This window comes from Janthinobacterium sp. OK676, assembly GCF_900103595.1.
GTDB lineage: Bacteria > Pseudomonadota > Gammaproteobacteria > Burkholderiales > Burkholderiaceae_D > Janthinobacterium.
Genome location: NZ_FNHA01000002.1, coordinates 226158 through 249563, shown reverse-complemented (window position 1 = coordinate 249563; position 23406 = coordinate 226158). Strand labels below are relative to the sequence as shown.

Genomic DNA, 23406 nt, shown 5'->3' with positions numbered 1-23406 from the left:
CCAGCACTGATCGCCGGCCCGGAGTTCATCCGGTCCGGCGATTTTTTTGGCTATGTCACCGTCAGATGTGGGAATGCGCCCAGTGTTGCCTTCAATAACGTTTCCGGCGAACGGATGCGCCCGGCGTCGAGGATCCAGCGCCACCCCAGGTAGTTCGGCAGGTGGCGCGTCGCCACGCATGAAACGGCCCCAGCCATTGTCGCAATCGGCTGTGATACGCATTGACGTTCTGCACATGGGCGGCGCCCTGCACGCGGATGCCGGCGCGCAAGTTGACGGCCTGATGACTGATGCCGGCTTCCCTCGCAAAAGCCCGGTAGGCGGCATGGCCATCGGTGACCAGCAGCACGTCCTTGTCGATGACGGGCAATAAACAGCGATGCAGCTGCGCCTGCGTCAGCGCCCCTTTGCCCGTGACGAAATCCAGGGTCTGGCCAGTGCGGTCGCGCGCCACCAGGATGCAGACCTGTTCATTGGAAATGCCGCTCTTGTGGGCATGGCCGCCCCGGCGGCGGGCCGGACGCGTCATTTTCTTGGCTCCCTTTTCCGATTCCAGCAGATACAGCTCGTCGGCCTCGGCAATGCCATGCAGGCCGTGCGGCCGATCCGTCCTTGCCAGCGATAAAAACCGGTGGCGCCAGCGAAACGTGGTGTTGCGGTGCACGCCCAGCTGCAATGCCGCCTTGCGCACGGAATCCGATGCCAGCAGACAATCGGCGTAGTCGAGCCACAGCGCCTTGTGACGCAAGCGGGCCAGCGGCGTGCCGGTGAGCGCATTGAAGGTGCGCCCGCAGGGAACGCAGCGGTAGCGCTGCAGTCCGTGCGCATGGCCGTGCCGGTGCAAGTGGTCTGAATGGCAGGCGGGACAGGCCAATCGCGGCTGGGCCACACTTTCCAGCAGCGCGATGGTCGCGTCGTGTGGAGGGTTGCCATGCAGCAGGGCAATGCCTGCCTGCCGCTGGCGTTGGCTCAACCGGGCAAACTGCGCAATCAAGGTGATCCATTCGTCTGGCCGCATGATTGGCTCCCGCAGAGTGAGTATGCAGAGTCAGACAGCACGGCCACAGGAAGATTCCGGCATTTCCCCTACTTGCCGATGACAGAGCCATTTTTTTGTCCGCGCGCGTCACAGCTTCCACGGATGTTCTTCCGCGCCGGCGACGATGCCGCCCAGCACGGCCTGGTCGCGTTCCGCATGACTCTGGCGCAGAAAGACTGGCAGGTCGGCCGCCAGACGCGCGAAATGGGCGTCGCGGCACAATGGGCCGGCGCCCAGCGCCCGCGTGGCCAGGTGCAGCACCAGGGTGGCCGTGTCTTCCACTGCCAGGCGCAGGCGCAGCGCCAGGCCCGTGGCGTCGCGTTGCGGATGCGCGTCGATCTCGGCGGCGCCTTCGCGCAGCAGGGCGCCGGCGGCGCGCAAGGCGCAGTCGATCTGGCCCAGTTGCGCCAGGCGCACGGGATCGGGGGCGGCGTGCTGCGCGCGCGCATGCAGGTGGCCGGCGATGGCGCAGGCGGCGCCATACCAGGCGGCCGCGATGCCGGCGCCGCCATGCCAGTAGCCGGGCCGGCTCAGGTAGGCGCCCGGCGTGCCGACGGGAAAGGCGCGCGCGGCGGAAAAAGTCACGTCCACGCTGGCGCAGGCACGCATGCCGGCGGCTTGCCAGCCTTCGTCCGTGACGTGCACGGCAGGCTGCGACAAGTCTACGGTGGCAAGGCAAGCTTGGTGATCGTCGTTCCAGCAACTGACCAAGGCATGGCCGAGGCCATGCGCGCCGGAACACCATGCCTTGCGTCCATCGAGCACATGGCGGCCGTCTGCCATCTGCCGCAAGCGCACGCGCGCGTCCGGTACGTCCGCGCACCAGACGCCCCAGCTGCCGCCGGCCGGCACGCAGGGGCCACCGAGGTCCGCCAGGATGGCGAGCGCATCCGTATGGCCTTCATACAGCTTGAGCAGGGAGAGGTCGATGGCGGCGATGGCGGCCAGCATTTGCCAGCGCCGCAAGGTGGCGCCGTGGCCGGGCAGGGGCAGCTGGTCCAGCCCCGCGTCGCGCAGGCGCCGCAAGCCTTCGATGGGGGTGACAGCGCTGTCCTGCGGCTGTAGCAGGGTGGCCAGCGCGGCGTCGGACGGCAGGGAGAAAGCGTTGGGCGACATGACAAGATCCTTTTAAACAGGATAGCTTTGTGCTTTTGCAATGTCCGTCCGATTCTACACCTACCGTCGCCGACGGACTCGAGGCCGTGAGCGCCGCAGCAAGTCCAGCGCTTATTTTTTACGTACAGCATGTCGGGCACATAACTGCTGCCGTTATGCGAGAAGGCGTAGAGATTGTTGTCGCGCAAGAAGATGCCACCTTTGATGGTTTGCGCCGGGCGCATGCCTTCGTCGAGCAGGCAGCTGGCGCCGCCTTCATATTCGATGCAGCATTGTGTTTGCCGTCCTCCTTCCCCTATGGCACGCCAGGTCCCGTGACGTTGAAGCTATACGCGGGGATGGACAGGTTCAGCTTGTCGATGCGCACGTTGCTGGCTTAAAACTCTTCCCAGTCATCACCGGCCGGCGCCTTGGCTGCCGTTCTTTCCGCGGGCGCCGGCTTGACCGGGGCAAGGCGCCGGGCTGGCGGCGCTACTTTGGTCACCGCCAGCACTGCCTGCGGTGTCATTTGTTGCTGTGCACCCAGCTTGAACACGCTGACCACGTCGGCCAAATGGCTGGCCTGGTCCTGCAGGCTTTCGGCGGCAGCCGCCGCTTCCTCGACCAGGGCCGCGTTCTGCTGCGTCACGCCATCCATCTGCGCCAGCGCCTGGTTGACCTGGGCGATGCCGTCGCTTTGCTCGGTGGTGGCGACGCTGATGTCGGCCATGATGGCGGTGACACGGCGCACGCTGTCGACCACCTGTTCCATGGTGCCGCCCGCCTCATCGACGAGCTTGCTGCCAGCCGCCACCTTGCCGACGGAATCGTCGATCAGCAGCTTGATCTCTTTGGCGGCAGCCGCCGAGCGTTGCGCCAGGTTGCGTACTTCCGTGGCGACGACGGCGAAACCGCGCCCCTGTTCGCCCGCGCGCGCCGCTTCCACGGCCGCGTTCAGGGCCAGGATATTCGTCTGGAAGGCGATGCCGTCGATGACGCTGATGATGTCGACGATCTTGTTCGACGAATCGTTAATCGACGTCATCGTTTCGATCACCTTGCCGACCACTTCGCCGCTCTTTTGCGCCACGCTGGATGCGGAGGCTGCCAGTTGATTCGCCTGGCGCGCATGGTCGGCGTTTTCCTTCACCGTGCCCGTCAGCTCCTCCACCGAGGCGGCCGTTTCTTCCAGCGAACTGGCCTGCTGCTCCGTGCGGGCCGACAGGTCGTTATTGCCTTGCGCAATTTCCGCACTGGCGCGCGCCACGTTGTCGGCGCTCGCCTGCACTTGCAGCAGCACGGCGTGGATTTTTTCCACGAACTGGTTGAAACCCTTGCCGATGATGGCCAGCTCGTCCGTGCCCTTGACTTCCAGCTTGACGCGCAGGTCGGCGTCGCCGCTCGACAAATCCGTCATGGTGCGGCCCAGGGTGCGCAGCGGGCGCGTCAGCTGGTTGACGACGAGGATCAGAATACCTGCCGTGGCCGCCGCGCACAGCAGGGCGACGATCAGGGTATAGACCATCAGGTCGCGCGCCGAGGCCGTGGCCACGCTTTTCGGGAAATTCAGCTCCACGCTCCAGGGCGCGATGTCGGGATGGATGTGCAGCGGCTGCAGCAAGTGGATGTAGCCCTTGCCGTCCTCGTATTCATATGGCTGGCCCTGGCGCACTTTGTCCAGGCCGGCCGCCGGCACGTCGTCGGCCTTCTTGCCCAGCCGCTCAGGCAGCGGGTGGCTCGCGTACAGGCCGCCGTTCGAAATCAGGGCCAGCTTGCCGCCTTCGATCACTTTCAGGTCGGCGAGGATTTTCGCCAGGCGCGTGAGCATGAAGTCGGCGCTGGCCGTGCCCTTGAAGCTGCCGTCGATCATGATGGGCGCCACCAGCGAGGCCATCAGCACATCCTTGCCATCGACGGGGTAGATGTACGGCTCCGTAAAGTAGGTCTTGCCGGTGCGCTTGGGCACGTCATACCAGTCGTTGGCGCCCGGTTTCGGGTCGAAGACGATGGGCTCGACCTGCAGCTTGCCGCCGGCGCCCCGCGTCCAGTAGGGCATGAAGCGGCCGCTGGCGTCGTAGTTCGGTTTCTGGTTGGCGAACTCCGCATCCTTGCCGTCGAGTGCGTTCGGCTCCCACGTCACGGCCGAACCCAGCAAGTCCTCCGAACTGGTCAACGTTGCCTTGGTCAGTTCATTGATCTGTTCGCGCTGCAGGGGCAGGCTGGCGCTCTTGGTGCCGCGCATGGCGCCGGCCAGGCTGGACACGCTGGACAGGTTGCTGGCGATGCGCGCCTGCAAGGCGCCGGCCACTTCGCGCGCCGACGTGCGCGCCAGGTCCAGCGCGGCCGCTTCGGCGCTGGCGCTGCTCTTGTAGCCGATCACGGCCGCCGTGACGCCGAGGCTGAGGACGGCGAGCGCGGTGGCGGCGACGCAGATTTTACTGTTCAGTGAAAGTTGCATGGTGCTGTTCCTTGATGGGGAGATATGTCGGTTCAGAACGTCTTGCTGACGGCCAGCACGAAGGTGGCGGCGGCGGGGTTCGACGTGTCGAACTGGCCGGCCGCATTCGGGATGCCCAGGGTGTAATGGTCATAGGCGTCGGTGGCACCCCAGGCGCGCGTGACGGCGCCACTGAGGCTCCAGCCGCCGTCGAAGGTCCGGGTGACACCCACCTTGGCGTCGCGCCAGTTCCACATGGCGTTGCCCGTGCCCGCCACCCGGCCATCGCCGGCGTGCAGGTTCAAGGTCCAGGCATTGCCCAGGTCGACATTCGCGCCCACGTCCAGGTAGCCCGTGCCGCGCGCATTCGTGATGCCGAAGAAGTCGCGCGTGACGGTGCGGTTGTACTTGGCGTACAGCATCTTGTAGCTGAGGCCCAGCGACAGTTCGCCATAGTCGTACTTGACACCCGTGGCGCGGTAGACGGCGCCCGGATATTTGTAATAGTAGGCGAGCACGCTATAGCCCAGTTCGCCCACCGTGCCGCCGTAGCCGCCGTACACGTCCCATTCGACGGTCGCATCCTCGATATAGCGGTCGCTGACGGTGGAAGCCCACGTGCCCAGCGACCAGCCGCTCGGGTGCGCGTAGTCGGCACCCGCCTGCAGCGCGGGCTTGCCCCAGGTCTGGCGAAAGCCGCGCGAAATGTATTGCGAGGTGAGGCTGGCATTGGCGCTGAAGGTGGCGGCAGGGCTGTCCGTGGTCTGGGCCTGCGCGGGTAGGGCGGCCAGAAAAAAGAGGCAGCCGAGCAAGGATGTGGCAGGAAAATGGTGGTGCGATGGCATGGCAGTCAGCTCCGTATTTGCTGGCAGCGGCCGTCCAGGCGCGTTGCCCTGATGGTTGCAATAAAAATGCGGAATGGACTTTTTTGGGGAGGCAAGGTGGCTAGTGTGCATGCTCGCATGAACAAGCAGGCATTCTCACCAAACGTAACCGGAAGGATAGGGCGTGGGGCCAGTGGAAGTCAATAAAGTTGCGCTACGGAAATCGTAAGTTGTTGTTTCTTGGCACTTTTTCATGCGCCTGTCATATGGCTGGGGTGCCCCGGCTGGCTGCCTGCGTCAAGCCGTCCACCAAGCCGGGCAGGGCGGCATGCAAGGCAGGCAAGTCATCCGCCTGCAGTTCGGCCTGCATTTCCACGCGGCCCGATGGCTGGCCCCACACGACCTGGGCGCTGAGCCGGGCATCCGACTCGAGGCCCGTGACGCTGACCAGCAGGGCGACTTCTTCCGGCGCATCGTCGGACACGTCGTCGAGCAGGCAGGAAATGCCGAAGTGATAATCCTGGAAGGCGCTGGCCGTGCCGCTGGAAAAGGCGAAGACGGAGGCGAGCGCCCGTGGCGCGGCGGCCGCCAGCGGCGGCAGGGCGGCGCGGAACAGCGGCAGCAAGTCGTTTTCCAGCTGGCGCACCAGCGGATGGGTGTGGGCGAGGACGGTCATGGCGGGAGGGATCAGTTGGCGGCGCGCGATGGTAGCAGTTTTTGCGGCCGCCGGGGTCCATCGTCAGGCGGCGTAGCGGCTGGCCATGCTGGCGATGGTGCTTTTCATCTGTTCGCGCAGCGCGGCGGGCGCCAGCACTTCCACGCCATCGCCCAGGCCCAGCAACCACCATTGCAGTTCGCGGGTGCTGGGCACGGTGGCGGTCAGGTGCAGCGAGCCGTCGGCGCGCTCCCGCAATTGCTGGTCCGCGCTCAGCGGTGTCTCGTACAGGTGCTCGCCGCTGCGACGGGCAAACACGGCTTCGAGCAGCAGCGGTTCGCCATCGCGGATGCCCATGGCGCCCGAAGCAATATAGGCATCGATGTCGAAGCCTGGCTGCGCGCGCGCGGTAAGGAAGAGCATTTCCGCCTGCTGCACGCGGTGCAGGACCAGGGTGCGCACATCGTTGTAGTCGGCAAACAGGCATACCAGGTAGAGCAACTGGCCGCGCTGCACGATGGCCAGCGGATGGACGGCGTCATAGCTGACGAGCTTGTCGTTGTCGCGCTTCTTGTAGCTCAGCTTGAGCTGGCGGTTCTGCATCAGCGCTTCATACACGGTGCGTTGGCAAGCTTCGTCGATGTCGGGCGCCAGCAGCCGCTGCATGGGGGCGATGACACGTATCTTGTCCAGCCAGGCAGACGCGCTGGCACGCTCGCTGGCCGCGTTCAGGGTCTGGCGCGCCGCGCTGAAATACGGCTGCATGCTGTCCAGGGTGGATGGCGGCAACGCATGGCGCATGTGCTGCTCCATCAGGGCCAGGGTCAGCGCGGCCGGCGTCGACAGGCCCGGCATGTCCATGCGCGCCGCATTTTCCATCCAGCACCAGCCAAACGGCTTGCTATCGGCTGGCATGGTCAGCGGGAAAATTTCGGCCAGGTCGAGCAAGTCGCGCTGGATGGTGCGGATGCCGATGGCAAAGTCGATGGCCTTGAGCTTGTCGTGCAATTCGGCGACGGTGATGGTGCGTGGCGCTGGCGGTATCAGGCGCAGCATTTGCCATTGGCGCATGATGGTGGAAGGGCGGGTCGTGTGTTCAGACATGGTGGTTCCGTTCGATGTCAATGGCAGGATGTGTACTGATAAGTACACAAGTTAACGAATGGTAACATTGATTCGATGGCAATTACAGGGCGTCCAGCATGGCTGCCCTGACGCAATTGCGCCCCGCGTGCTTGGCCTGGTACAGCAGGCGGTCGGCAGCATTGACCAGGGTGGCAGCGCAGGGCGCCTGGCTGTCCGGCGCACACGCGAGCGTGACCACGCCGAAGCTGGCCGTCGTCCCGATGTGCTGTGCCAAGCCGTCGCGCAGGCGTTCGGCCAGGCGCACGCCGCCAGTCAGGTCCGTTTCGGGCAGGATCAGCAGGAACTCTTCGCCGCCGTGGCGCACCACGCTGTCGATGCCATGGCGCGTGGCGTTGCCGAGCAGGGCGGCAAAGGTGCGCAGCACGGCATCGCCTGCGGCATGACCGTGGGCGTCGTTGATGCGCTTGAAGTGATCGATATCGCACAGGATGGCCGTCAGGCACAGGCCATGACGTTGTGAGCGCGCAAGTTCGGCGCCCAGCAGGTGCTCGTCGAGGTAGCGGCGGTTGTAGCAGCCGGTCAGGTGGTCGCGCACGGCCTGTTCGGCGAGGATGGCGTGTTGCAGGATGCGTGCTCGGCGCTGGCGCTGCTGGCCATGGCCGGCGCACAGGCCGGTCAGGTTGAGCAGCAGCAAGTTGGCGGCGTTGCCGGCTTGAAAGTCATCCTGCATGCCGAGCCAGGCCAGGCTCGCCACGATGGCCAGGCCGGTGCCGGCCAGCAGATGCGGCGTGACGCCGGCATAGGGCGCGACGAGCAGGATGCAAAAGGCGGTTGCGTGCCAGCTTGCATCGGTCTCGCGCAATGCATAGCAGAGCAGGAACACGAGCAGGTCCAGCGCCAGCAGCGCGGTAGCGGAGGCGGGGCGGCCCGGCCTTGCGGCAGGCGCGTGCCAGGCCCGCAGCAGCATGGCCAGGATGGCCAGGCAGCAGGCCAGGGCCAGCGGCCAGCCGCCGGGCGGCAGCAGCGCGGTGGCAAGGGTGGCGCTGGCGCCGGCATGCAGCGCCAGCAAGGGAAGCGGCGCCGGCATGCGGATATCGTCAGTTGCATGGTGCAAATGCATGGAAACCTGTCGGATAGCGAATCGGGACCCCATTCTTGCCCGACCCTGCGACAAGCCGCGACGCGTTGCCCATCATGCTGCCTATCAGATTGGTCCTACCAGCAGCCCTTATTCGTCACTGGTGACGCGCGTGCGCACGAAGTCGATGTGGCTTTGCATGGCCGTGCGCGCTTCCTCGGGCTGGCTGGCGCAGATCGCCTCGCACAGGGTGCGGTGCTGCGACAGCAGGTGCAGCGAGGTGGCCTCGTCCTGCTGGCGCAAGCCCGTGCCATTGATGGTGATGTGTTCGCGCAGCATGCCGATGATGCTGGTGTGCAGGTGCAAAAACATGGTGTTGTGCGAGGCCTGCGCGATGACTTCATGCAGCCGCGCGTCGGCCTGCGCCTCGCCGTGCTTGTCGTCGCTGGCGCGTGCCTGTTCCAGTTCGGCCAGCAGCGCCATGATCTGCGCGCGCTCACCGCCGCTGGCCCGCTGCGCCGCAAAGTAGGCCGTCGCCCCTTCCAGCACGCGGCGAAATTCCAGGATGTCGTCGCGCAGGGCGGGGTGGTCGGCCACCAGCTGGCTCCACGGCGAAGCCATGCCGGTGCGTAATTGATCCGTGACGAACACGCCGGCGCCGCGACGGCTGCGCACGAGACCCCGCGCCGCCAGCCGCTGCACGGCTTCGCGCACGGTGTTGCGCGAGACCTCATATTGCTGCGCCAGCAGGCGCTCGGCCGGCAGTTGCGCACCCGCCGGCAAGCTGCCGTCCAGCAGCGCCGTTTCCAGCCTGCGCATCACCATCTCGACCCTGCCCCGCGTTTGCATGCCTGTCGCCATCGATGTCTTCCGGTGTTGTTTTAAAGTGGTCCGAGCAATTTGAAGTGGCTTGCGGAAGCTGGAATTATGCGTGAACCGGTCATTCTTAACAACACACAGCGGCGCCGCAGCAACACACAGAGCGCCGGGGAGACACAGCCATGCCGCCAGAATCGCAGCCAGACTCGCGCCAGTCACGCCACTATCCATCGCCACCGCCACAGGTGTACCTGTTCGCCACCTGCCTCGTCGACCTGTTCGTGCCGCAGGCGGGCCTCGACGCGGTGCGTCTGCTGGAGCGGGAAGGCTTGCTGGTGCATTATCCGCGCGGCCAGAGCTGCTGCGGCCAGCCCGCCTACAGCAGCGGCAATCCGGAACAGGCGCGCGCCGTGGCCCGCGCCCAGCTCGACCTGTTTGCGCAGCCGTGGCCCGTGATCGTGCCGTCCGGTTCCTGCGCTGGCATGATGCGCCACCACTGGCCGCAGCTGTTCCAGGACGATCCCGTCGCCGGCCCCAAGGCGGCGGAACTGGCCGAACGTGTATATGAACTGAGCGAATTTCTCGTCTGCGTGCTGCAGCTCGATCTTGGCAGTATGGGTGCCGCCGCGCAGGCCGATGAAAAGGTGGTGCTGCATACCTCGTGCGGGGCGCGCCGCGAAATGGGCACGCGCACCCACGGCGTGGCCCTGGTCGACGCCTTGCCCGGCGTGACGCGCATCGAACACCAGCGCGAATCCGAATGCTGCGGCTTCGGCGGCACGTTCTCACTAAAACACCCCGATATTTCCGGCGCCATGGTCAGCGACAAGATCGCCTCGGCCTGCGCCACGGGCTGCGACCGGCTCGTCTCGGCCGACTGCGGCTGCCTGCTCAATATCGGTCACGCCGCGCAGCACCAGGGCGCGCCGCTGGCCGTCGAGCATATGGCCAGCTTCCTGTGGCGCCGCACGGGAGGCGCGGCATGAGCGCAGCCTTGACCGCCCGCGAACGCATGCTGGGGCGCCTGCGCGCCGCCGCGCCCGCCGCACCCGAAGCGGTGGATGCCATCGATGCGGCCATCGACCAGCACTACCTGGCGCGCCGCGCCGCCGCGCCGCTGCCGGCACGGGACAGGATAGACGCCATGCAGGCCGCCTTGCGCGCCTCGCATGCGGAGGTCGATTGCATCAGTAGCGAGGCCTGGCCCGCCTTGCTGGCGCAGCGCCTCGGTGAACACGGCGTGCGCCGTTTGCTGCTCGATGCCGGCAGCGCCGAAGGGCAGGCCTTGCGCGCCGCCCTGCCGGCTGGCGTGGAGACGTTGTCATTCGCGCGTCCGCTGGCGCAGTGGAAAAGTGAGCTGTTCGACACCGTCGACGCGGGGTTCACCGTCGCGCGTTCCGGCATCGCCGCCACGGGCACCCTGGTCATCGCGCCCGATGCGGCCACGCCGCGCACGGTGTCCCTGGCGCCGCCCCTGCATATCTGCCTCGTGTACGCCAGCAGCCTGCACGTGGACTTGCATGCGGCGGCGCGCGCCGAGCGCTGGTGCGACGGCATGCCGGCCAATCTGGTGCTGGTGTCGGGTCCCTCGAAAACCTCCGACATCCAGCAAACGCTGGCCTATGGCGCGCACGGCCCGCGCTGGTTGTGGGTGTTGATCATCGATGATTTATCTGCCCATGAAGGAGGCCAGCCATGAATGCCAAGCCCCTGCAATTCGTCACGCCGGCCGACTTCCACGCGCGCGCCCGCGCCGCGCTGGACGACCCGAAACTGCGCCAGAGCTTTCGCGGCGCCATGGATTTTTTACAGGACAAGCGCAAGACGCAATTCCCCGATGGTGACGAACTGGAACGCCTGCGCGACATCGGCGAAGCCGTGCGCCGGCACGCGCTGGCGCGCCTGCCCGATTTGCTGGTGCAGCTGGAAGACAAGCTGACGGCGGCCGGCGTGCACGTGCACTGGGCCGAGGATGGCGAACAGGCCAACGCCATCATCCACGCCATCGCCCAGCGCAATCAGGCGACGCGCTTCATCAAGGGCAAGTCGATGGCCAGCGAGGAAATCGAGCTCAATCACTATCTGGAAGCGCGCGGCATGACGTGCCTGGAATCGGACATGGGCGAGTACATCGTGCAGCTGGCCGGCGAAAAACCGTCGCACATCGTCATGCCGGCCATTCACAAGACGAAGGCGGATATCGCCGGCCTGTTCGCCGAGCATATCCCCGACGCGCCCTACACGGAAGACGTCGACAGCCTGATCCAGACTGGACGGCGCGCCCTGCGCCAGGCCTTCGTCGACGCCGATATCGGCCTGTCGGGCGTGAATTTCGCGGCGGCCGACACGGGCACCCTGTGGCTGGTGGAAAACGAGGGCAATGGCCGCCTGACGACGTCCGTGCCGGACGTGCACATCGCCATCATGGGCATGGAAAAAGTGGTGGCCAAGCTCGAACATATCGTGCCGCTGGCCAGCCTCCTGACGCGCTCGGCCACGGGCCAGGCCATCACCACGTATTTCAACCTGATTTCCGGCCCGCGCCGCGCCGGTGAAAAGGACGGGCCGCGCGAAGTGCACCTGGTCTTGCTCGACAACGGCCGCAGCCAGGCCTACGCCGACGAGCAGCTGCGCGCCACCCTGCAATGCATACGCTGCGGCGCCTGCATGAACCACTGTCCCGTCTACACGCGCATCGGCGGCCACGCCTACGGCACCACGTATCCGGGGCCGATCGGCAAGATCATCTCGCCGCATTTGCTGGGACTCGACGCGACGGCGGACCTGGCCACCGCATCAAGCCTGTGCGGCGCCTGCGGCGAAGTGTGCCCCGTGCGCATCCCGATTCCGCAGCTGCTGGTGCGCCTGCGCACGGAAGCGAACCGCAATCCGCATGAAGAAGTCAGCCATCCGCTGCGCGGGCAGGGCGCCAAGTTCAGCCGCGGCGAAAGCCTGATCTGGCGCTTCTGGAGCGGCGCCTTCGCACACCCCGCCAGCTACCGTCTGTTCCGCTGGGCCGCCACGCGGCTGCGCATGCTGGCACCGCGCAAGCAGCTGGGCTGGACGCAGCACCGCAAGCCCTTGACGCCGGCGCCGCGCAGCCTGGCCGACCTGCTCAATGCACGGGGGCAGGAAGAATAGCCCGTTCCCGGAGCACCGCAAAAAACACGCTACACACAATTACATCAAAAGCCGTTTTTTCATTTAACCCGCATCCACCGGAGGAGACCCGACATGCAAACCTGGACCCAACTTTATACACCGCTCGGCAGCCTGTGGCTGTCGTCGCTGGCGGCAGCCGTTCCCATCATTTTCTTTTTCATCGCCCTGGCGGCGCTGCGCATCAAGGGCCACGTGGCCGCCGCCGTTACCCTGGCGCTGGCGCTGGCCGTGGCCATCTTCGCGTATGGCATGCCCGTGCCGCAGGCGCTGGCGGCGGCCGGCTACGGTTTTGCGTACGGCTTGTGGCCGATCGCCTGGATCATCGTCACAGCCGTCTTCCTGTACAAGATCGTCGTCAAAACGGGGCAGATCGACATCATCCGCGCCTCCGTGCTGTCGGTCACGGACGACCAGCGCCTGCAGGTGCTGTTGATCGGCTTTGCCTTCGGCGCCTTCCTGGAAGGGGCGGCCGGTTTCGGCGCGCCCGTGGCGATCACGTCGGCCTTGCTGGTGGGCCTGGGCTTCAATCCGCTGTACGCGGCGGGCCTGTGCCTGATCGCCAACACGGCGCCCGTGGCCTTCGGCGCCATGGGCATCCCCATCATCGTGGCGGGCCAGGTGACGGGCATCGACCCCTTCCTGATCGGCGCCATGGCGGGCCGCCAGTTGCCGCTGCTGTCGCTGCTGGTGCCGTTCTGGCTGGTGTTCATGATGGATGGATTCCGCGGCGTGCGCGAGGTGTGGCCGGCCGCGCTGGTGACGGGCTTGAGCTTTGCCGTCACGCAGTATTTCACGTCCAACCATATCGGCCCTGAACTGCCGGACATCACCTCGGCCCTCGTCAGCCTCGTGTCGCTGACCCTGTTCCTGAAAGTGTGGCAGCCGAAGAATGCGAAAGTGGCGCACGCCGTCGGCGGCGGTACGGCTGCGCTGTCCGGCTTCGGCGGTGCGGGCGGTGCTGGGGCCGTGCGCGGTGCCGGCAACCGCGCCGCCTCGCCCTACACGATGGCGCAGACCATGCGCGCCTGGGCGCCGTTCGGTCTGCTGACGGCCATCGTCACCGTGTGGAGCCTGCCCGGCTTCAAGGCCCTGTTCGCCGCCGGCGGCGCCTTGTCCGGCCTGGTCATCAAGATCCACGTGCCCTATCTCGACAAGCTGGTGATGAAGACCATGCCCATCGTGGCGGAGCCGAAGGCGTACGACGCCGTGTTCAAGCTCGATCTGCTGTCGGCCGTGGGCACGGCGATTTTGCTGACGGCCGTGCTGTCGATGCTGATGCTGCGCATGAAGCCGCGCGATGGTTGGAAGGCGTTTGTGGAAACGATCGTGGAATTGCGCCGTCCCGTGCTGTCGATCGGTCTGGTGCTGGCGTTTGCCTTTGTCGCCAATTACTCGGGCATGTCGTCCACTCTGGCCCTGCTGCTGGCCGGCAGCGGCGCCGCCTTCCCGTTCTTCTCGCCGTTCCTGGGCTGGCTGGGCGTTTTCCTGACGGGTTCCGACACCTCGTCGAACGCCTTGTTCTGCTCCCTGCAAAACACGACGGCGCACCAGATCGGCGTGTCCGACACCCTGATGGTGGCGGCCAATACGACGGGCGGCGTGACGGCGAAGATGATTTCGCCCCAGTCGATCGCCGTCGCCTGCGCGGCGACCGGCCTCGTGGGCAAGGAATCGGACCTGTTCCGTTTCACCTTGAAGCACAGCCTGTTGTTTGCCGTCATCATCGGCATCATCACCATGCTGCAGGCCTACGTGTTCACCGGCATGATCCCGCATTGAGCGGTCCGTAGAAGTACGTAGTAAAACTAGATGAATTGATAGTAAAACGTGCAGAAGGTCATGAAAATGACCTGATGCACTGCAACATGGCGAGGATGGCCCGGCGCAATGCCGGGTCCGCGGCGATGCCTTCCGCATCGAGACCCGACCCCAGCAGGGGCAGGCTGATGCAAGCGTCGTCGATCAGGCGCGCCGACATGGTGCGCACCGTTTCGCGCAAGGCCGCCTGCGCATGCGTGGCGCGCGGCGAGGCGTTCAGCAGCACCAGCGGCTTGTCGATGAACGATTCATTTCCCACCATCCAGTCCAGCGCGTTTTTCATGGGGCCGCTCACGCCATGCGCGTATTCGGGGCTGGCCAGCATCAGCACGTCGGCCGCCAGGATGGCGTCGCGCAGGCCCGTCACGGCCGGCAGGCTGTCGGCGTCGAGGTCGGGATTGAACAGCGGTAACTCACCGAGTCCCGAATAGATGCGGATGTCGAATGGCGGTGGCGCAAGCCCGGCGATGGCGCGCAGCAGGGCGGTGTTCAGCGAGGCAGCACGCAGGCTGCCGGCGATGGCGAGAATGGTCATGGGCGTATGCATCCCGCCTGTATAGCCCATCCTGTGCTCAAGCGCAAGGCGAGCAGGATGGCGCTATCGATGTTGCAACAGCCGGTGAGCGACTGGGGACTGCGGCAATATTAACGGCTCAGACCGCTCATCCAGCTTGGCTGCGGGTTGGCACGGGCCAGTTCGCGCATGCGGTATTCCAGGTCGTAACGGTCGGTCGATTCGGCCAGGTACGCTTCTTCGTAAGCGCGTTCGCGGCGGTCGCTGCTTTGGTTCAGCCAGGCGCCAACACGTTTGGCGGCGTGGACCAGGGTGGCGACGATATTGCTGTTTTGCGTGGTGTGGTAAGTAAATGCGGTAGACATGGCAGACTCCTTATGTGGCGTGCCGCGTTGTGCTGCACTGCAATATAAGTATAGCGATTCCAAGTTATAAGGCTACTTTTGATTTCAAATGTCGGCTATTCATTTTTAGAATAACAGCTGCGAAAGCTGCGCAATACGGGGCTTTAAGGCATAATGCGGGCGCAGTATCGTAGTTTTACTACAAGACTGTTTTGTCCTGAATGTTGTTTTCAGACGCAGCCCGCAGGCGTGCCGCGCCCACAAGACATCATTTTGGCGAGAAACGGTCGGCCGTGCGCCTGCCGCGTGCAAGTAGCGCCATGCCTGCCCCTGTTTTGCTGATGGCAGTCATGGCCCACGCTGATATCTGCGTGGCGCTTGCGCGTCCTGGTGCTGCCGGGTGGAAACGCTTCCATGCCTGGCAAGATCAACTTGGAATTGAAAAATGGAGAAGGTATGGAATACGTAAAGCAAGGCCAGGGCGTACCGTCCGCACAGGCCGGCACGCAAAACAATACGGGCGCCCTGATCATTGTCACGGTGCTGTTTTTCATGTGGGGACTGCTGACATCGCTCAATGATGTGCTGATTCCCCATCTGCGCTCGATCTACACCCTGACGTATGTGCAGGCGATGCTGGTGCAGTTCTGTTTCTTTGGCGCCTACGCCATCGTGTCGCTGCCGGCCGGCATGCTGATCAAGAAGATCGGCTACCAGCGCGGCGTCGTCGCCGGCCTGCTGATCGCGGCCGCCGGCTGCGCCATGTTCTACCCGGCGTCGACCGGCAGCTATGCGCTGTTCCTGTTGTCCTTCTTCATCCTGGCGGCCGGCATCACCGTGCTGCAGGTGGCGGCCAACCCGTACGTGACGGAACTGGGTGACCCGCAGACGGCATCGAGCCGTTTGACCCTGACGCAAGCGTTCAACGCGCTGGGCACCACGGTGGCGCCTGCGCTGGGCGGCATGCTGATCTTGTCGGGCACCGTGCTGACGGTGCAGCAGTTCGACTTGCTGCCGGCGGCCGAGCAACTGGCTTACCGCGCCAAGGAAGCGGCCTCCGTGCAAGGCCCGTACCTGGTGCTGGCCGCCACCCTGGTGATCCTGGCCGTGCTGTTTGCGCTGGCAAAACTGCCGAAGATTTCGCATGCCGACGATGCCGCCGCCCTGGCGCACGATGGCAATAAAGTCTCGATCTGGTCGCACCGCCACCTGGTGCTGGGCGCGCTGGCCATCTTTTTGTACGTGGGCGGTGAAGTCAGCATCGGCAGCTTCCTGATCAACTTCCTGGGCGAGAGCCATATCGCTGGCCTCAGCCATGCCGATGCAGCCTATTTCGTCAGCTATTACTGGGGTGGCGCCATGCTGGGCCGCTTCGTCGGCTTTGCCGTGATGCGCTATGTCAGCCCGGGCAAGACCCTGGCCTTCAACGCCGCCGTCGTCATCGCGCTGATCCTCGTCGCCGTGTTCTCCAGCGGTCACACGGCGATGTGGGCCTTGATCGCCGTCGGCCTGTTCAACTCCATCATGTTCCCGACCATCTTCAGCATGGCCCTGAACAAGCTGGGCGCGCAAACGGGACAAGGTTCGGGCATCCTGTGCATGGCCATCGTCGGCGGCGCCATCGTGCCGTTCATCCAGGGCTTCCTGGCCGATCACATCAACCTGCAACTGTCCTTCCTCGTGCCGGCCCTGTGCTACACCTTCATTTTGTACTTCGGCTGGAAGTACGCCAGCATGTACAACGACAGCGCCAAGTAAGCAAGGTGGCGTGATCAGGCAAAAGGGTGGCTTCGGCCACCCTTTTTTCGTCAGGGGGCGAACGGCGTGCCCAGCACGTCCTGGCATACCTCGAGCCAGGCGCGCGCCGCATGCGACAGATAGCGCCCGCTCCAGACATGCGCCACCTGCCACGCCACCTCAGGCTCGACGATGCGCACCGCTTCCAGCGGTTCGCCGGCCAGGCGGTGGATGAAGGGCTCGGGCAGCAGGGCCACGCCCAGGCCCGCCGACGCCATCGCCACCAGCCAGTCCCACTGCCCGCTCTGCGCCGCGATCGTCGGCGCGAAGCCCGCTTGCGCGAAATGCTGGCGCAGGCCGCGCGTCAGGGCGAAGTCATCCTTCAATAACACCAGCGGCAGTTCGGCCAGCGCCTTGAAGGGCAGGGTCGTGCGGTTTTTCTGGAACGTGCCCGGCTCGGCCAGGGCCCAGATCGGGTAGTTGGCCACTTCCACGGCCACCAGATCGAGTTCCGGATCGGCCGGCAGCACCGTCATGCCGATTTCCAGCTCGCCGGCCGCCACCTGGCGTTCGATCTGCTGGCCCGTATCTTCCTGCAGGGTCAGGCTGATGTTCGGGTGGCGCGCGCGGAAGGCCTTTAATACAGGTGTGAACAGCACATTGATCATGGGCGGGATGCCGACCGTCAGGCTGCCGCGCTGCAAGGCCTGCGTGTCGCGCACTTCCAGTGTCAGCTGGCGCATGTTCGCCAGCATTTCCTGGCCGTGCTGGTAGACGATGCGGCCCGTGTCCGTCAGCGTCAGCTTGCGCCCGTCGCGTACCAGCAGCTGCGCGCCCACTTCATCTTCCAGCTGGCGCACCATCTTGCTGATGGTCGACTGGGTCAGGTGCAGCGATTCGGCCGCCTGCGTAAAGCTCGACAGGCGCACGGTTTCGACGAAATAGCGCAGGGAACGGATATCCAAGGTAGGTGCTCGGCGTTGGCAAGCCATGAAAATATCGACTGGATGTGGCGAAATTAATTCATGCCATGCATGTGACCGCGATTTTATACTGATTCCACTTATGGGGCTGGTGTATGACAGCCATCCAGTTTGAGAATATGAAGAAGATCAGGAGCATCCGATGTACGAAGACCGTATCCGCCACCCAGGCTTGCTCGGCAAAATCATGAGCGCCGATGAGGCAGCCAAATTGTTCCATAACGGCATGCGTGTCGGCATGAGCGGTTTTACCCGTGCCGGCGACGCCAAGGCCCTGCCGCGCGCGCTGGCCGAGCGCGCCCTGCAAGATCCATTAAGCCTGACCCTGATCACGGGCGCTTCGCTGGGCAATGGCAGCGATGGCTTGATGGCCGAGGCGGGCGTGCTGGCGCGCCGCATGCCGTTCCAGGTCGACCCTGTGCTGCGCGGCAAGATCAACAACGGCGAGGTCATGTTCATCGACCAGCATCTGTCGGAGACGGCCGAGCAGCTGCGTTCGGGCAACCTGGCCGCCGTCGATATCGCCGTCATCGAAGCAACAGCCATCACGGCGGCCGGCGCCATCATTCCGACCATGTCGGTGGGCAATTCCGCCGCCTTTGCCCAGCAAGCCACGCAAGTGATCATCGAAATCAACCTGTCCACGCCGCTGGCGCTGGAAGGCTTGCACGACATTTATATACCACACACCTTGCCGGGGCGCGAACCGATTCCCCTCACGCGCGTCGACCAGCGCCTGGGCAGCACGGCCATCGCCATCGACCCGGCCCGCATCGCCGCCATCGTCATCACGGACAGCCCCGACAGCCCGTCGAACGCCTTGCCGCCCGACGCGGAAACGCAGGCGATCGCCGGCCACGTGATCGCCTTCCTGGAAGGCGAAGTGGCGGCCGGGCGCATGGGGCCGGAATTGCTGCCGCTGCAAGCGGGCATCGGCACCATCGCCAATGCCGTGCTGCATGGCCTGATCGGTTCGCCTTTCCAGAACATGACCATGTATTCGGAAGTGCTGCAGGACAGCGCCATCGAGCTGCTCGATTCGGGCCAGCTGGCGTTTGCCTCGGCCTCGTCGATCACCTTGTCGGCCGCCGTGCATCAAAAGCTGATGGACAATATCGACCATTACCGCTCGAAGATCGTGCTGCGCCCGCAAGAGATCAGCAACCACCCCGAGATCGTGCGCCGCCTGGGCATCATCGCCCTGAACACGGCGCTCGAGTTCGATATCTACGGCAACGTCAATTCCACGCACGTGTGCGGCACGCACATGATGAACGGCATCGGCGGCTCGGGCGACTTTGCGCGCAATGGGCAAGTGTCGATGTTCGTGTCGAAATCGGCGGCCAAGGGCGGACGCATTTCCAGCGTCGTGCCGATGGTCTCGCACGTGGACCACACGGAGCATGACGTCGACGTGCTGGTGACGGAGTGGGGTTTTGCGGACTTGCGCGGCCTGGCGCCGCGCGAACGGGCGCCGTTGATCATCGAGCGCTGCACGCACCCCGATTACCGCGCGCAGCTGCGTGCCTATTACGACGCGGCATGCCAGCGCGGCGGCCACACGCCGCACATCCTGCAAGAGGCGCTGGCCTGGCATGTGCGCTATCAGGAAACGCAGAGCATGCTGGCCGCGCAGTAAATCCTCGTCAGCGCAAGGACAGGGCAGGGCGCTGCGGCACCGCGCCTGCCTTTTTTTCGCCTGGCGCATGTTGCGCCAGATTAAGGGTCAGACCGCCGGTGCAAAGCGCAGGCGGATGCCTGCCGTGACGACGGCGAGCAAGTCGTCGATGTGCGCGTTCATTTCCGGATGCGGCGTCCATGGGTCGCCCGCATCCATGACGATGCGCAGCGACACGAGGCCGTGCAGCGATTGCCAGAAGATTTGCGTCATCGTGTGCAGCGCCGGTTCATCCTGGCGTACCTGGCCCGCCTGCGCCAGCTCGCCGAACAGGTGCAGCGCGTAGGCATACGGGTCTTGCTCGATATTGCCGTGTTCCACTTCGACGGCGTCGACTTCCGCGTGCGGACGCAGCTCCATGAAGATCAGCGAGTATTCGTCGGGATGCTGGAAGCCGTACTCGATGTAGGCGCGGCCGACCAGGCTGATGCGTTCCCATGGGTCAGTGCTGGTGTCGCAGGCCGTGCGCATGGCGCGCACCAGTTCCAGCAAATCCTTGTCCATGGCCTGGGCGATCAGGGTGGCCTTGTCGCGGAACAGGGCGTACACGACGGTGGTGGAAAAGCCGGCCGCCTCGGCCACTTTGCGGATGGAGACGGCGCGCGCGCCGCCCTTCTTGATGAGATCTTTGACGACGTCGATGATGTGCTCGCGCCGCGCTTGTGCCTCGCGTAACTTTCTTTCTTGAATATTGGTCAGCTTCTTGTCCACGACTCTTTCCTGGCGACTCTATGAAAGCAGGAATTATAGGGGGATGATGGGCCGCCAATGTTTCTGACATTGTTACAATTCAGTTTTTTGTCCGGTAGATGCGACAGCGGACCGATTTTTCGCGCTTTTGCCCGGCACTTTTCCATCGATGCCCCGGAATGGTGCATAAATCGCCGGGTCAGGCTTTGCGATCGGAGTCAAAGGGCGGAAAATAGCGGGATAGCTTACACTGCGTTTTTTAGCGCGACGGCGGTGGCCCACGAGGCCGCGCCGGAACACTTACCTAGGACGGGATCATTACATGACCATTAAAATCAGCCAGAACTTCGACTCGGGCGCCATCGACGTGGTGAGCGCCACCAGCGCCGGCGCCATCGACCTGAACTTGCGCAAGGATAGCCACGCCGACATCCACCAGTGGTTCCACTTCCGCCTGCAGGGCGCGCGCGGCCAGGCATGCACGATGCGCTTCCTGAACGCGGGCCAGGCCACCTATCCGGCCGGCTATGAAGACTACCAGGCCGTGGCCAGCTACGACAGCGAAAACTGGTTCCGCGTGCCGACGGCGTTCGATGGCCAGGTCATGACGATCTCGCACACGCCTGAACTCGACAGCGTGTATTACGCCTACTTCGAGCCGTACTCGTGGGAACGTCATCTGCGCCTGCTGGGCGAAGTGGCCGAGCATCCGCTGGCGCGCGTGTCCGACCTGGGCAGCACGGTTGACGGCCGCGACATGAACATGGTCACCATCGGCAATCCGCAGGCGGAAAAGAAAATCTGGGTCATCGCGCGCCAGCATCCGGGCGAATCGATGGCCGAATGGTTCGTCGAAGGCCTGATCGACTCGCTGCTCGACGACGCCAACCCGATCGCGCGCAAACTGCTGCAGCGCGCCGTGTTCCACATCGTGCCGAACATGAACCCGGACGGCTCCATCCGCGGCAACCTGCGCACGAATGCGGCCGGCGCCAACCTGAACCGCGAATGGATGACGCCATCGCTGGAATCGAGCCCGGAAGTGCTGTGCGTGAAAAACAAGATCCACGAAACGGGCGTCGACATGTTCTTCGACATCCACGGCGATGAAGCGCTGCCGTACAACTTTGTGGCCGGCAATGAAATGCTGGAAAACTTCACGCCGGCGCAAGCGGCGCACCAGAAGGCCTTCATCGAGCGCTACAAGCAGGCCAGCCCCGACTTCCAGGACAAGTTCGGCTACGCGGCCAGCAAGTACAAGTCCGACATGCTGACCCTGGCGTCGAAATACATTGGCCACCACTTCGGCTGCCTGGCGCTGACCCTGGAAATGCCGTTCAAGGAAAACGCCGACTTGCCGGATCCGGCCGTGGGCTGGAACGGCGCGCGCAGCGCGGCACTGGGCGCGGCCATGCTGCAGCCTATCCTGCTGTCGCTCGATTGAACGGCGTTGATCATGGGCGTCGAGATCGAGCGTAAATTTCTGCTGGCCGGCGATGCCTGGCGCGGCCTGGGGCAGGCGGTGCTGCTGCGCCAGGGCTATTTGTCCTCGGCGCGCGAGCGCGTGGTGCGCGTGCGCATCGAGGGCGAACAGGCGATGCTGACCATCAAGGGCGCGAACGTGGGCGCCACGCGCGGCGAGTGGGAGTATCCGATTCCGCTGGCCGACGCGGCCGAACTGCTCGACGGCCTGTGCGAACAGCCGCTGATCGAAAAGGTTCGCCACCGCATCGAACACGCGGGCATGGTATGGGAAGTCGACGAATTCCTCGGCGCCAATGCCGGCCTGCTGGTGGCCGAGATCGAGCTGGCTTCGGAAGACCAGCCCTTCGACAAGCCGGACTGGATAGGCGCGGAAGTGTCGGGCGACGCGCGCTATTACAACGCGAATCTGATCCGCCATCCGTTTTCGCAGTGGTGATGGCGTTGTAAATGACGTTGCAATGAAAAAGGCGGAACCTCGGTTCCGCCTTTTTTTTTGTGCGCCAACGCTGCTGTCGGATTACGCTGTGCCGGCTAATCCGACCTACGGCCTATGACAGCATCGTAGGTCGGATTAGCGCGCAGCGCGTAATCCGACAAGCCCGCATTAATGGAAGTGTTCCGTGCCCTGCGGCGTATCTTCCGGCATCTCCGCATGCGCCAGCTCGCCGACCGGGTCGGCAAACAGGGGCGCGCCGCAATCGTCGCAGTATTCACCGACAAAACGTTCCGCATGGCGCTTGATCTGCGTCACGCCGGCGGCGTTCAGGTGCTCGATGATTTCATCGACCGGTGTCTTTTGCTTGTCCAGCGCGGCGATGCCGACCTGGATCAGGCCTTCGATCGGCGTGCCATCCTCGTCTTCCTGGCCGTACAAAGGCCAGACGATGCCGTAGATGACGTCCGGCGCCTGGCGCAGGGTAAAGGCGATGCGGTACTCGTCCACCTGGCCATCGGCCGCTTCCTCGCCGAAGCCGGCGATGACGGCGCGCAGTTCCGACGGCTCGATGGCCAAGGTATGCGTCAGGTAGTGCACGGCGGCGCGCACGGAGACGGGGCGTATCAGCTTGTCCGCTTCGCGGCAGGCCACGTAATACGCTTCCGGCAGCAGCAATTCCAGGCCGCAGCCGGGCAGCAGGCGGGCAATCGTCGGCGTCGCCTGCGTGCGCCATTGCTCCAGCGCGGCGCTGCGTTCGGCGATGAAGTCAAGCTGGCTGGCCGGCGTCTGCCAGCGGAACAGCGGCGCGCCGGCAGGGGCCACCACGGCCACCAGCAGGTAACGCGTGTCGGCCAGGAAGGGCGCCGTTTCCGCTTCTTTGCTTGACGGCTTGACGGCCGTGCCTTTCAGCGCGGCCAGGGCCAGCTTCTGCGTCTTGGCATAGGTCTCGACATGGCTGCGCGGCAACTGGTCGATCGAGTAGAGCGTTGGCGCCATGGCCATCTTCGTGCCGTCGGCCAGCAGGTGGGCAGCGAAATGCGCCGACAGCACACCGTGCGCGTCGCCGGCCATGGGGCCGGAGGCGATGGAAAAGCGCGTCCACGCGAGAATGGGCACGGCGACGAGCAGGGCGTCGTAGCGCACGTCTTCATGCGTGATGACGGTCGATTCGCTGACGGCTTCAACGCAGTCCATCAGCACGTCATAGGCGTTCAAGTCATCCTTGAACAGGCTGCCCAGGGTGTTGTCGATGGTGTCCTGGTGGCCGGTTTTGAGTAATTTCTGGAGCTGCGTATCCAGGCTGTGTTCCCAGGACCGCTCTTCGAGACGGCTGGCTGCCTGTACGATCGCCTGGGCAAAGGTGACCAGGCGCTGGCTGTCGGCAGTCAGTTTATGGGATGAATCTTTGGAAGGACGACGCATAGCGGGATAAGAGTCTCGGAAAGTGAAAAAAATGGATCAGTCAAACAATGATAAACCCTTATAACCGTATTGTAGAGGATTCAGCCGCACGCAATACGTAAGCT

The 23406-nt window shown here is 64.6% G+C and carries 21 protein-coding genes and 1 pseudogene; 9 read left to right on the top strand and 13 right to left on the bottom strand.

Translation table 11 applies throughout. The annotated features are described in order from the left end of the window. Nucleotides 1-50: 50 nt before the first annotated feature. Nucleotides 51-1018: pseudogene (locus BLU39_RS04760) on the bottom strand (IS1595 family transposase). A 108-nt stretch (nucleotides 1019-1126) separates the two neighbouring features. Beyond that, nucleotides 1127-2155, bottom strand: a complete 1029-nt coding sequence (locus BLU39_RS04755; RefSeq protein ID WP_092710423.1) for an acyl-CoA dehydrogenase family protein — start codon at nucleotides 2153-2155, stop codon at nucleotides 1127-1129. Nucleotides 2156-2241: 86 nt separating this feature from the next. Between BLU39_RS04755 and BLU39_RS04750 the strand changes: the two genes are divergently transcribed. Further along, entirely contained in the window at nucleotides 2242-2535 is a 294-nt protein-coding gene (locus tag BLU39_RS04750) for a hypothetical protein (protein ID WP_139178161.1), read from the top strand. On the opposite strand, the gene BLU39_RS04745 is transcribed toward BLU39_RS04750, so the two are convergent. From BLU39_RS04745 to BLU39_RS04720, 6 genes are all read right to left on the bottom strand, one after another. Further along, the gene (locus BLU39_RS04745; RefSeq protein WP_092710418.1) at nucleotides 2532-4592 is read right to left on the bottom strand and encodes a methyl-accepting chemotaxis protein; all 2061 of its coding nucleotides are present in this window, start codon (nucleotides 4590-4592) and stop codon (nucleotides 2532-2534) included. The genes BLU39_RS04750 and BLU39_RS04745 overlap by 4 nt on opposite strands. Before the next feature lie 32 nt (nucleotides 4593-4624). After that, nucleotides 4625-5416, bottom strand: coding sequence for a TorF family putative porin (locus tag BLU39_RS04740; protein WP_092710416.1), 792 nt, complete (start codon nucleotides 5414-5416; stop codon nucleotides 4625-4627). A gap of 241 nt (nucleotides 5417-5657) precedes the next feature. After that, nucleotides 5658-6071 carry a hypothetical protein gene (locus BLU39_RS04735; protein ID WP_092710413.1) on the bottom strand — a complete coding sequence of 138 codons (414 nt, stop codon included), beginning with the start codon at nucleotides 6069-6071 and terminating at the stop codon, nucleotides 5658-5660. A gap of 63 nt (nucleotides 6072-6134) precedes the next feature. Continuing rightward, nucleotides 6135-7154, bottom strand: a complete 1020-nt coding sequence (locus tag BLU39_RS04730; protein WP_092710411.1) for a helix-turn-helix transcriptional regulator — start codon at nucleotides 7152-7154, stop codon at nucleotides 6135-6137. Nucleotides 7155-7236: 82 nt separating this feature from the next. Then, nucleotides 7237-8223 carry a GGDEF domain-containing protein gene (locus BLU39_RS04725; RefSeq protein ID WP_232731159.1) on the bottom strand — a complete coding sequence of 329 codons (987 nt, stop codon included), beginning with the start codon at nucleotides 8221-8223 and terminating at the stop codon, nucleotides 7237-7239. A gap of 141 nt (nucleotides 8224-8364) precedes the next feature. Then, nucleotides 8365-9075 (bottom strand): FadR/GntR family transcriptional regulator, encoded by a 711-nt coding sequence (locus tag BLU39_RS04720; RefSeq protein WP_175539213.1) that lies wholly within the window; start codon nucleotides 9073-9075, stop codon nucleotides 8365-8367. 140 nt (nucleotides 9076-9215) lie between these two features. Here BLU39_RS04720 and BLU39_RS04715 point away from each other — a divergent pair, with 140 nt between their 5' ends. From BLU39_RS04715 to BLU39_RS04700, 4 genes are all read left to right on the top strand, one after another. Next, a complete protein-coding gene (locus BLU39_RS04715) occupies nucleotides 9216-10019 on the top strand; it encodes a (Fe-S)-binding protein (protein ID WP_092710405.1) in 804 nt (267 codons plus the stop codon). Next, nucleotides 10016-10732 carry a LutC/YkgG family protein gene (locus BLU39_RS04710; RefSeq protein ID WP_092710403.1) on the top strand — a complete coding sequence of 239 codons (717 nt, stop codon included), beginning with the start codon at nucleotides 10016-10018 and terminating at the stop codon, nucleotides 10730-10732. Before BLU39_RS04715 ends, BLU39_RS04710 begins: the two co-directional genes overlap by 4 nt. After that, the gene (locus BLU39_RS04705) at nucleotides 10729-12174 is read left to right on the top strand and encodes a LutB/LldF family L-lactate oxidation iron-sulfur protein (RefSeq protein WP_092710400.1); all 1446 of its coding nucleotides are present in this window, start codon (nucleotides 10729-10731) and stop codon (nucleotides 12172-12174) included. The genes BLU39_RS04710 and BLU39_RS04705 overlap by 4 nt, the downstream gene beginning before the upstream one ends. Nucleotides 12175-12267: 93 nt before the next feature. Beyond that, complete coding sequence (locus BLU39_RS04700) at nucleotides 12268-13974, top strand: lactate permease LctP family transporter (protein WP_092710398.1); 1707 nt, start codon at nucleotides 12268-12270, stop codon at nucleotides 13972-13974. Between the two features lie 58 nt (nucleotides 13975-14032). Here the strand turns inward: BLU39_RS04700 and BLU39_RS04695 are convergent, their stop codons facing one another. Continuing rightward, nucleotides 14033-14548: an NADPH-dependent FMN reductase gene (locus BLU39_RS04695; protein WP_092710395.1), complete on the bottom strand. Its 516-nt coding sequence runs from the start codon at nucleotides 14546-14548 to the stop codon at nucleotides 14033-14035. Between the two features lie 110 nt (nucleotides 14549-14658). Further along, nucleotides 14659-14892 (bottom strand): DUF3563 family protein, encoded by a 234-nt coding sequence (locus BLU39_RS04690; RefSeq protein WP_080698581.1) that lies wholly within the window; start codon nucleotides 14890-14892, stop codon nucleotides 14659-14661. A gap of 435 nt (nucleotides 14893-15327) precedes the next feature. On the opposite strand from BLU39_RS04690, the gene fucP reads away from it, so the two are divergent. After that, nucleotides 15328-16629, top strand: coding sequence for an L-fucose:H+ symporter permease (gene fucP / locus BLU39_RS04685; protein ID WP_092711279.1), 1302 nt, complete (start codon nucleotides 15328-15330; stop codon nucleotides 16627-16629). Nucleotides 16630-16679: 50 nt separating this feature from the next. Here the strand turns inward: fucP and BLU39_RS04680 are convergent, their stop codons facing one another. Next, nucleotides 16680-17573 (bottom strand): LysR substrate-binding domain-containing protein, encoded by an 894-nt coding sequence (locus BLU39_RS04680; protein ID WP_092710393.1) that lies wholly within the window; start codon nucleotides 17571-17573, stop codon nucleotides 16680-16682. A gap of 160 nt (nucleotides 17574-17733) precedes the next feature. Between BLU39_RS04680 and BLU39_RS04675 the strand changes: the two genes are divergently transcribed. Further along, entirely contained in the window at nucleotides 17734-19230 is a 1497-nt protein-coding gene (locus tag BLU39_RS04675) for a succinate CoA transferase (RefSeq protein ID WP_092710390.1), read from the top strand. Nucleotides 19231-19317: 87 nt separating this feature from the next. Here BLU39_RS04675 and BLU39_RS04670 read toward each other — a convergent pair whose 3' ends face one another. Continuing rightward, nucleotides 19318-19980: a TetR/AcrR family transcriptional regulator gene (locus BLU39_RS04670; protein WP_092710387.1), complete on the bottom strand. Its 663-nt coding sequence runs from the start codon at nucleotides 19978-19980 to the stop codon at nucleotides 19318-19320. A 301-nt stretch (nucleotides 19981-20281) separates the two neighbouring features. On the opposite strand from BLU39_RS04670, the gene BLU39_RS04665 reads away from it, so the two are divergent. Then, nucleotides 20282-21403, top strand: a complete 1122-nt coding sequence (locus BLU39_RS04665; protein WP_092710385.1) for a M14 family metallopeptidase — start codon at nucleotides 20282-20284, stop codon at nucleotides 21401-21403. A 12-nt stretch (nucleotides 21404-21415) separates the two neighbouring features. Further along, nucleotides 21416-21880, top strand: a complete 465-nt coding sequence (locus tag BLU39_RS04660) for a CYTH domain-containing protein (RefSeq protein WP_092711278.1) — start codon at nucleotides 21416-21418, stop codon at nucleotides 21878-21880. 168 nt (nucleotides 21881-22048) lie between these two features. Here the strand turns inward: BLU39_RS04660 and BLU39_RS04655 are convergent, their stop codons facing one another. After that, nucleotides 22049-23302: a DUF2863 family protein gene (locus tag BLU39_RS04655; RefSeq protein ID WP_092710382.1), complete on the bottom strand. Its 1254-nt coding sequence runs from the start codon at nucleotides 23300-23302 to the stop codon at nucleotides 22049-22051. Nucleotides 23303-23406 lie beyond the last annotated feature (104 nt).

What these genes read in the sequence shown, in the direction of transcription:
- BLU39_RS04715 (WP_092710405.1), top strand. Translation starts at nt 9,216, where the DNA reads ATGCCGCCAGAATCGCAGCCAGACTCGCGCCAGTCACGCCACTATCCA.
- BLU39_RS04735 (WP_092710413.1), bottom strand. Translation starts at nt 6,071, where the DNA reads ATGACCGTCCTCGCCCACACCCATCCGCTGGTGCGCCAGCTGGAAAAC.
- BLU39_RS04745 (WP_092710418.1), bottom strand. Translation starts at nt 4,592, where the DNA reads ATGCAACTTTCACTGAACAGTAAAATCTGCGTCGCCGCCACCGCGCTC.
- BLU39_RS04705 (WP_092710400.1), top strand. Translation starts at nt 10,729, where the DNA reads ATGAATGCCAAGCCCCTGCAATTCGTCACGCCGGCCGACTTCCACGCG.
- BLU39_RS04695 (WP_092710395.1), bottom strand. Translation starts at nt 14,548, where the DNA reads ATGACCATTCTCGCCATCGCCGGCAGCCTGCGTGCTGCCTCGCTGAAC.
- BLU39_RS04660 (WP_092711278.1), top strand. Translation starts at nt 21,416, where the DNA reads ATGGGCGTCGAGATCGAGCGTAAATTTCTGCTGGCCGGCGATGCCTGG.
- BLU39_RS04755 (WP_092710423.1), bottom strand. Translation starts at nt 2,155, where the DNA reads ATGTCGCCCAACGCTTTCTCCCTGCCGTCCGACGCCGCGCTGGCCACC.
- BLU39_RS04725 (WP_232731159.1), bottom strand. Translation starts at nt 8,223, where the DNA reads ATGCCGGCGCCGCTTCCCTTGCTGGCGCTGCATGCCGGCGCCAGCGCC.
- BLU39_RS04730 (WP_092710411.1), bottom strand. Translation starts at nt 7,154, where the DNA reads ATGTCTGAACACACGACCCGCCCTTCCACCATCATGCGCCAATGGCAA.
- BLU39_RS04665 (WP_092710385.1), top strand. Translation starts at nt 20,282, where the DNA reads ATGACCATTAAAATCAGCCAGAACTTCGACTCGGGCGCCATCGACGTG.
- BLU39_RS04700 (WP_092710398.1), top strand. Translation starts at nt 12,268, where the DNA reads ATGCAAACCTGGACCCAACTTTATACACCGCTCGGCAGCCTGTGGCTG.
- BLU39_RS04710 (WP_092710403.1), top strand. Translation starts at nt 10,016, where the DNA reads ATGAGCGCAGCCTTGACCGCCCGCGAACGCATGCTGGGGCGCCTGCGC.
- BLU39_RS04720 (WP_175539213.1), bottom strand. Translation starts at nt 9,075, where the DNA reads ATGGCGACAGGCATGCAAACGCGGGGCAGGGTCGAGATGGTGATGCGC.
- BLU39_RS04740 (WP_092710416.1), bottom strand. Translation starts at nt 5,416, where the DNA reads ATGCCATCGCACCACCATTTTCCTGCCACATCCTTGCTCGGCTGCCTC.
- fucP (WP_092711279.1), top strand. Translation starts at nt 15,328, where the DNA reads ATGGAATACGTAAAGCAAGGCCAGGGCGTACCGTCCGCACAGGCCGGC.
- BLU39_RS04655 (WP_092710382.1), bottom strand. Translation starts at nt 23,302, where the DNA reads ATGCGTCGTCCTTCCAAAGATTCATCCCATAAACTGACTGCCGACAGC.
- BLU39_RS04690 (WP_080698581.1), bottom strand. Translation starts at nt 14,892, where the DNA reads ATGTCTACCGCATTTACTTACCACACCACGCAAAACAGCAATATCGTC.
- BLU39_RS04675 (WP_092710390.1), top strand. Translation starts at nt 17,734, where the DNA reads ATGTACGAAGACCGTATCCGCCACCCAGGCTTGCTCGGCAAAATCATG.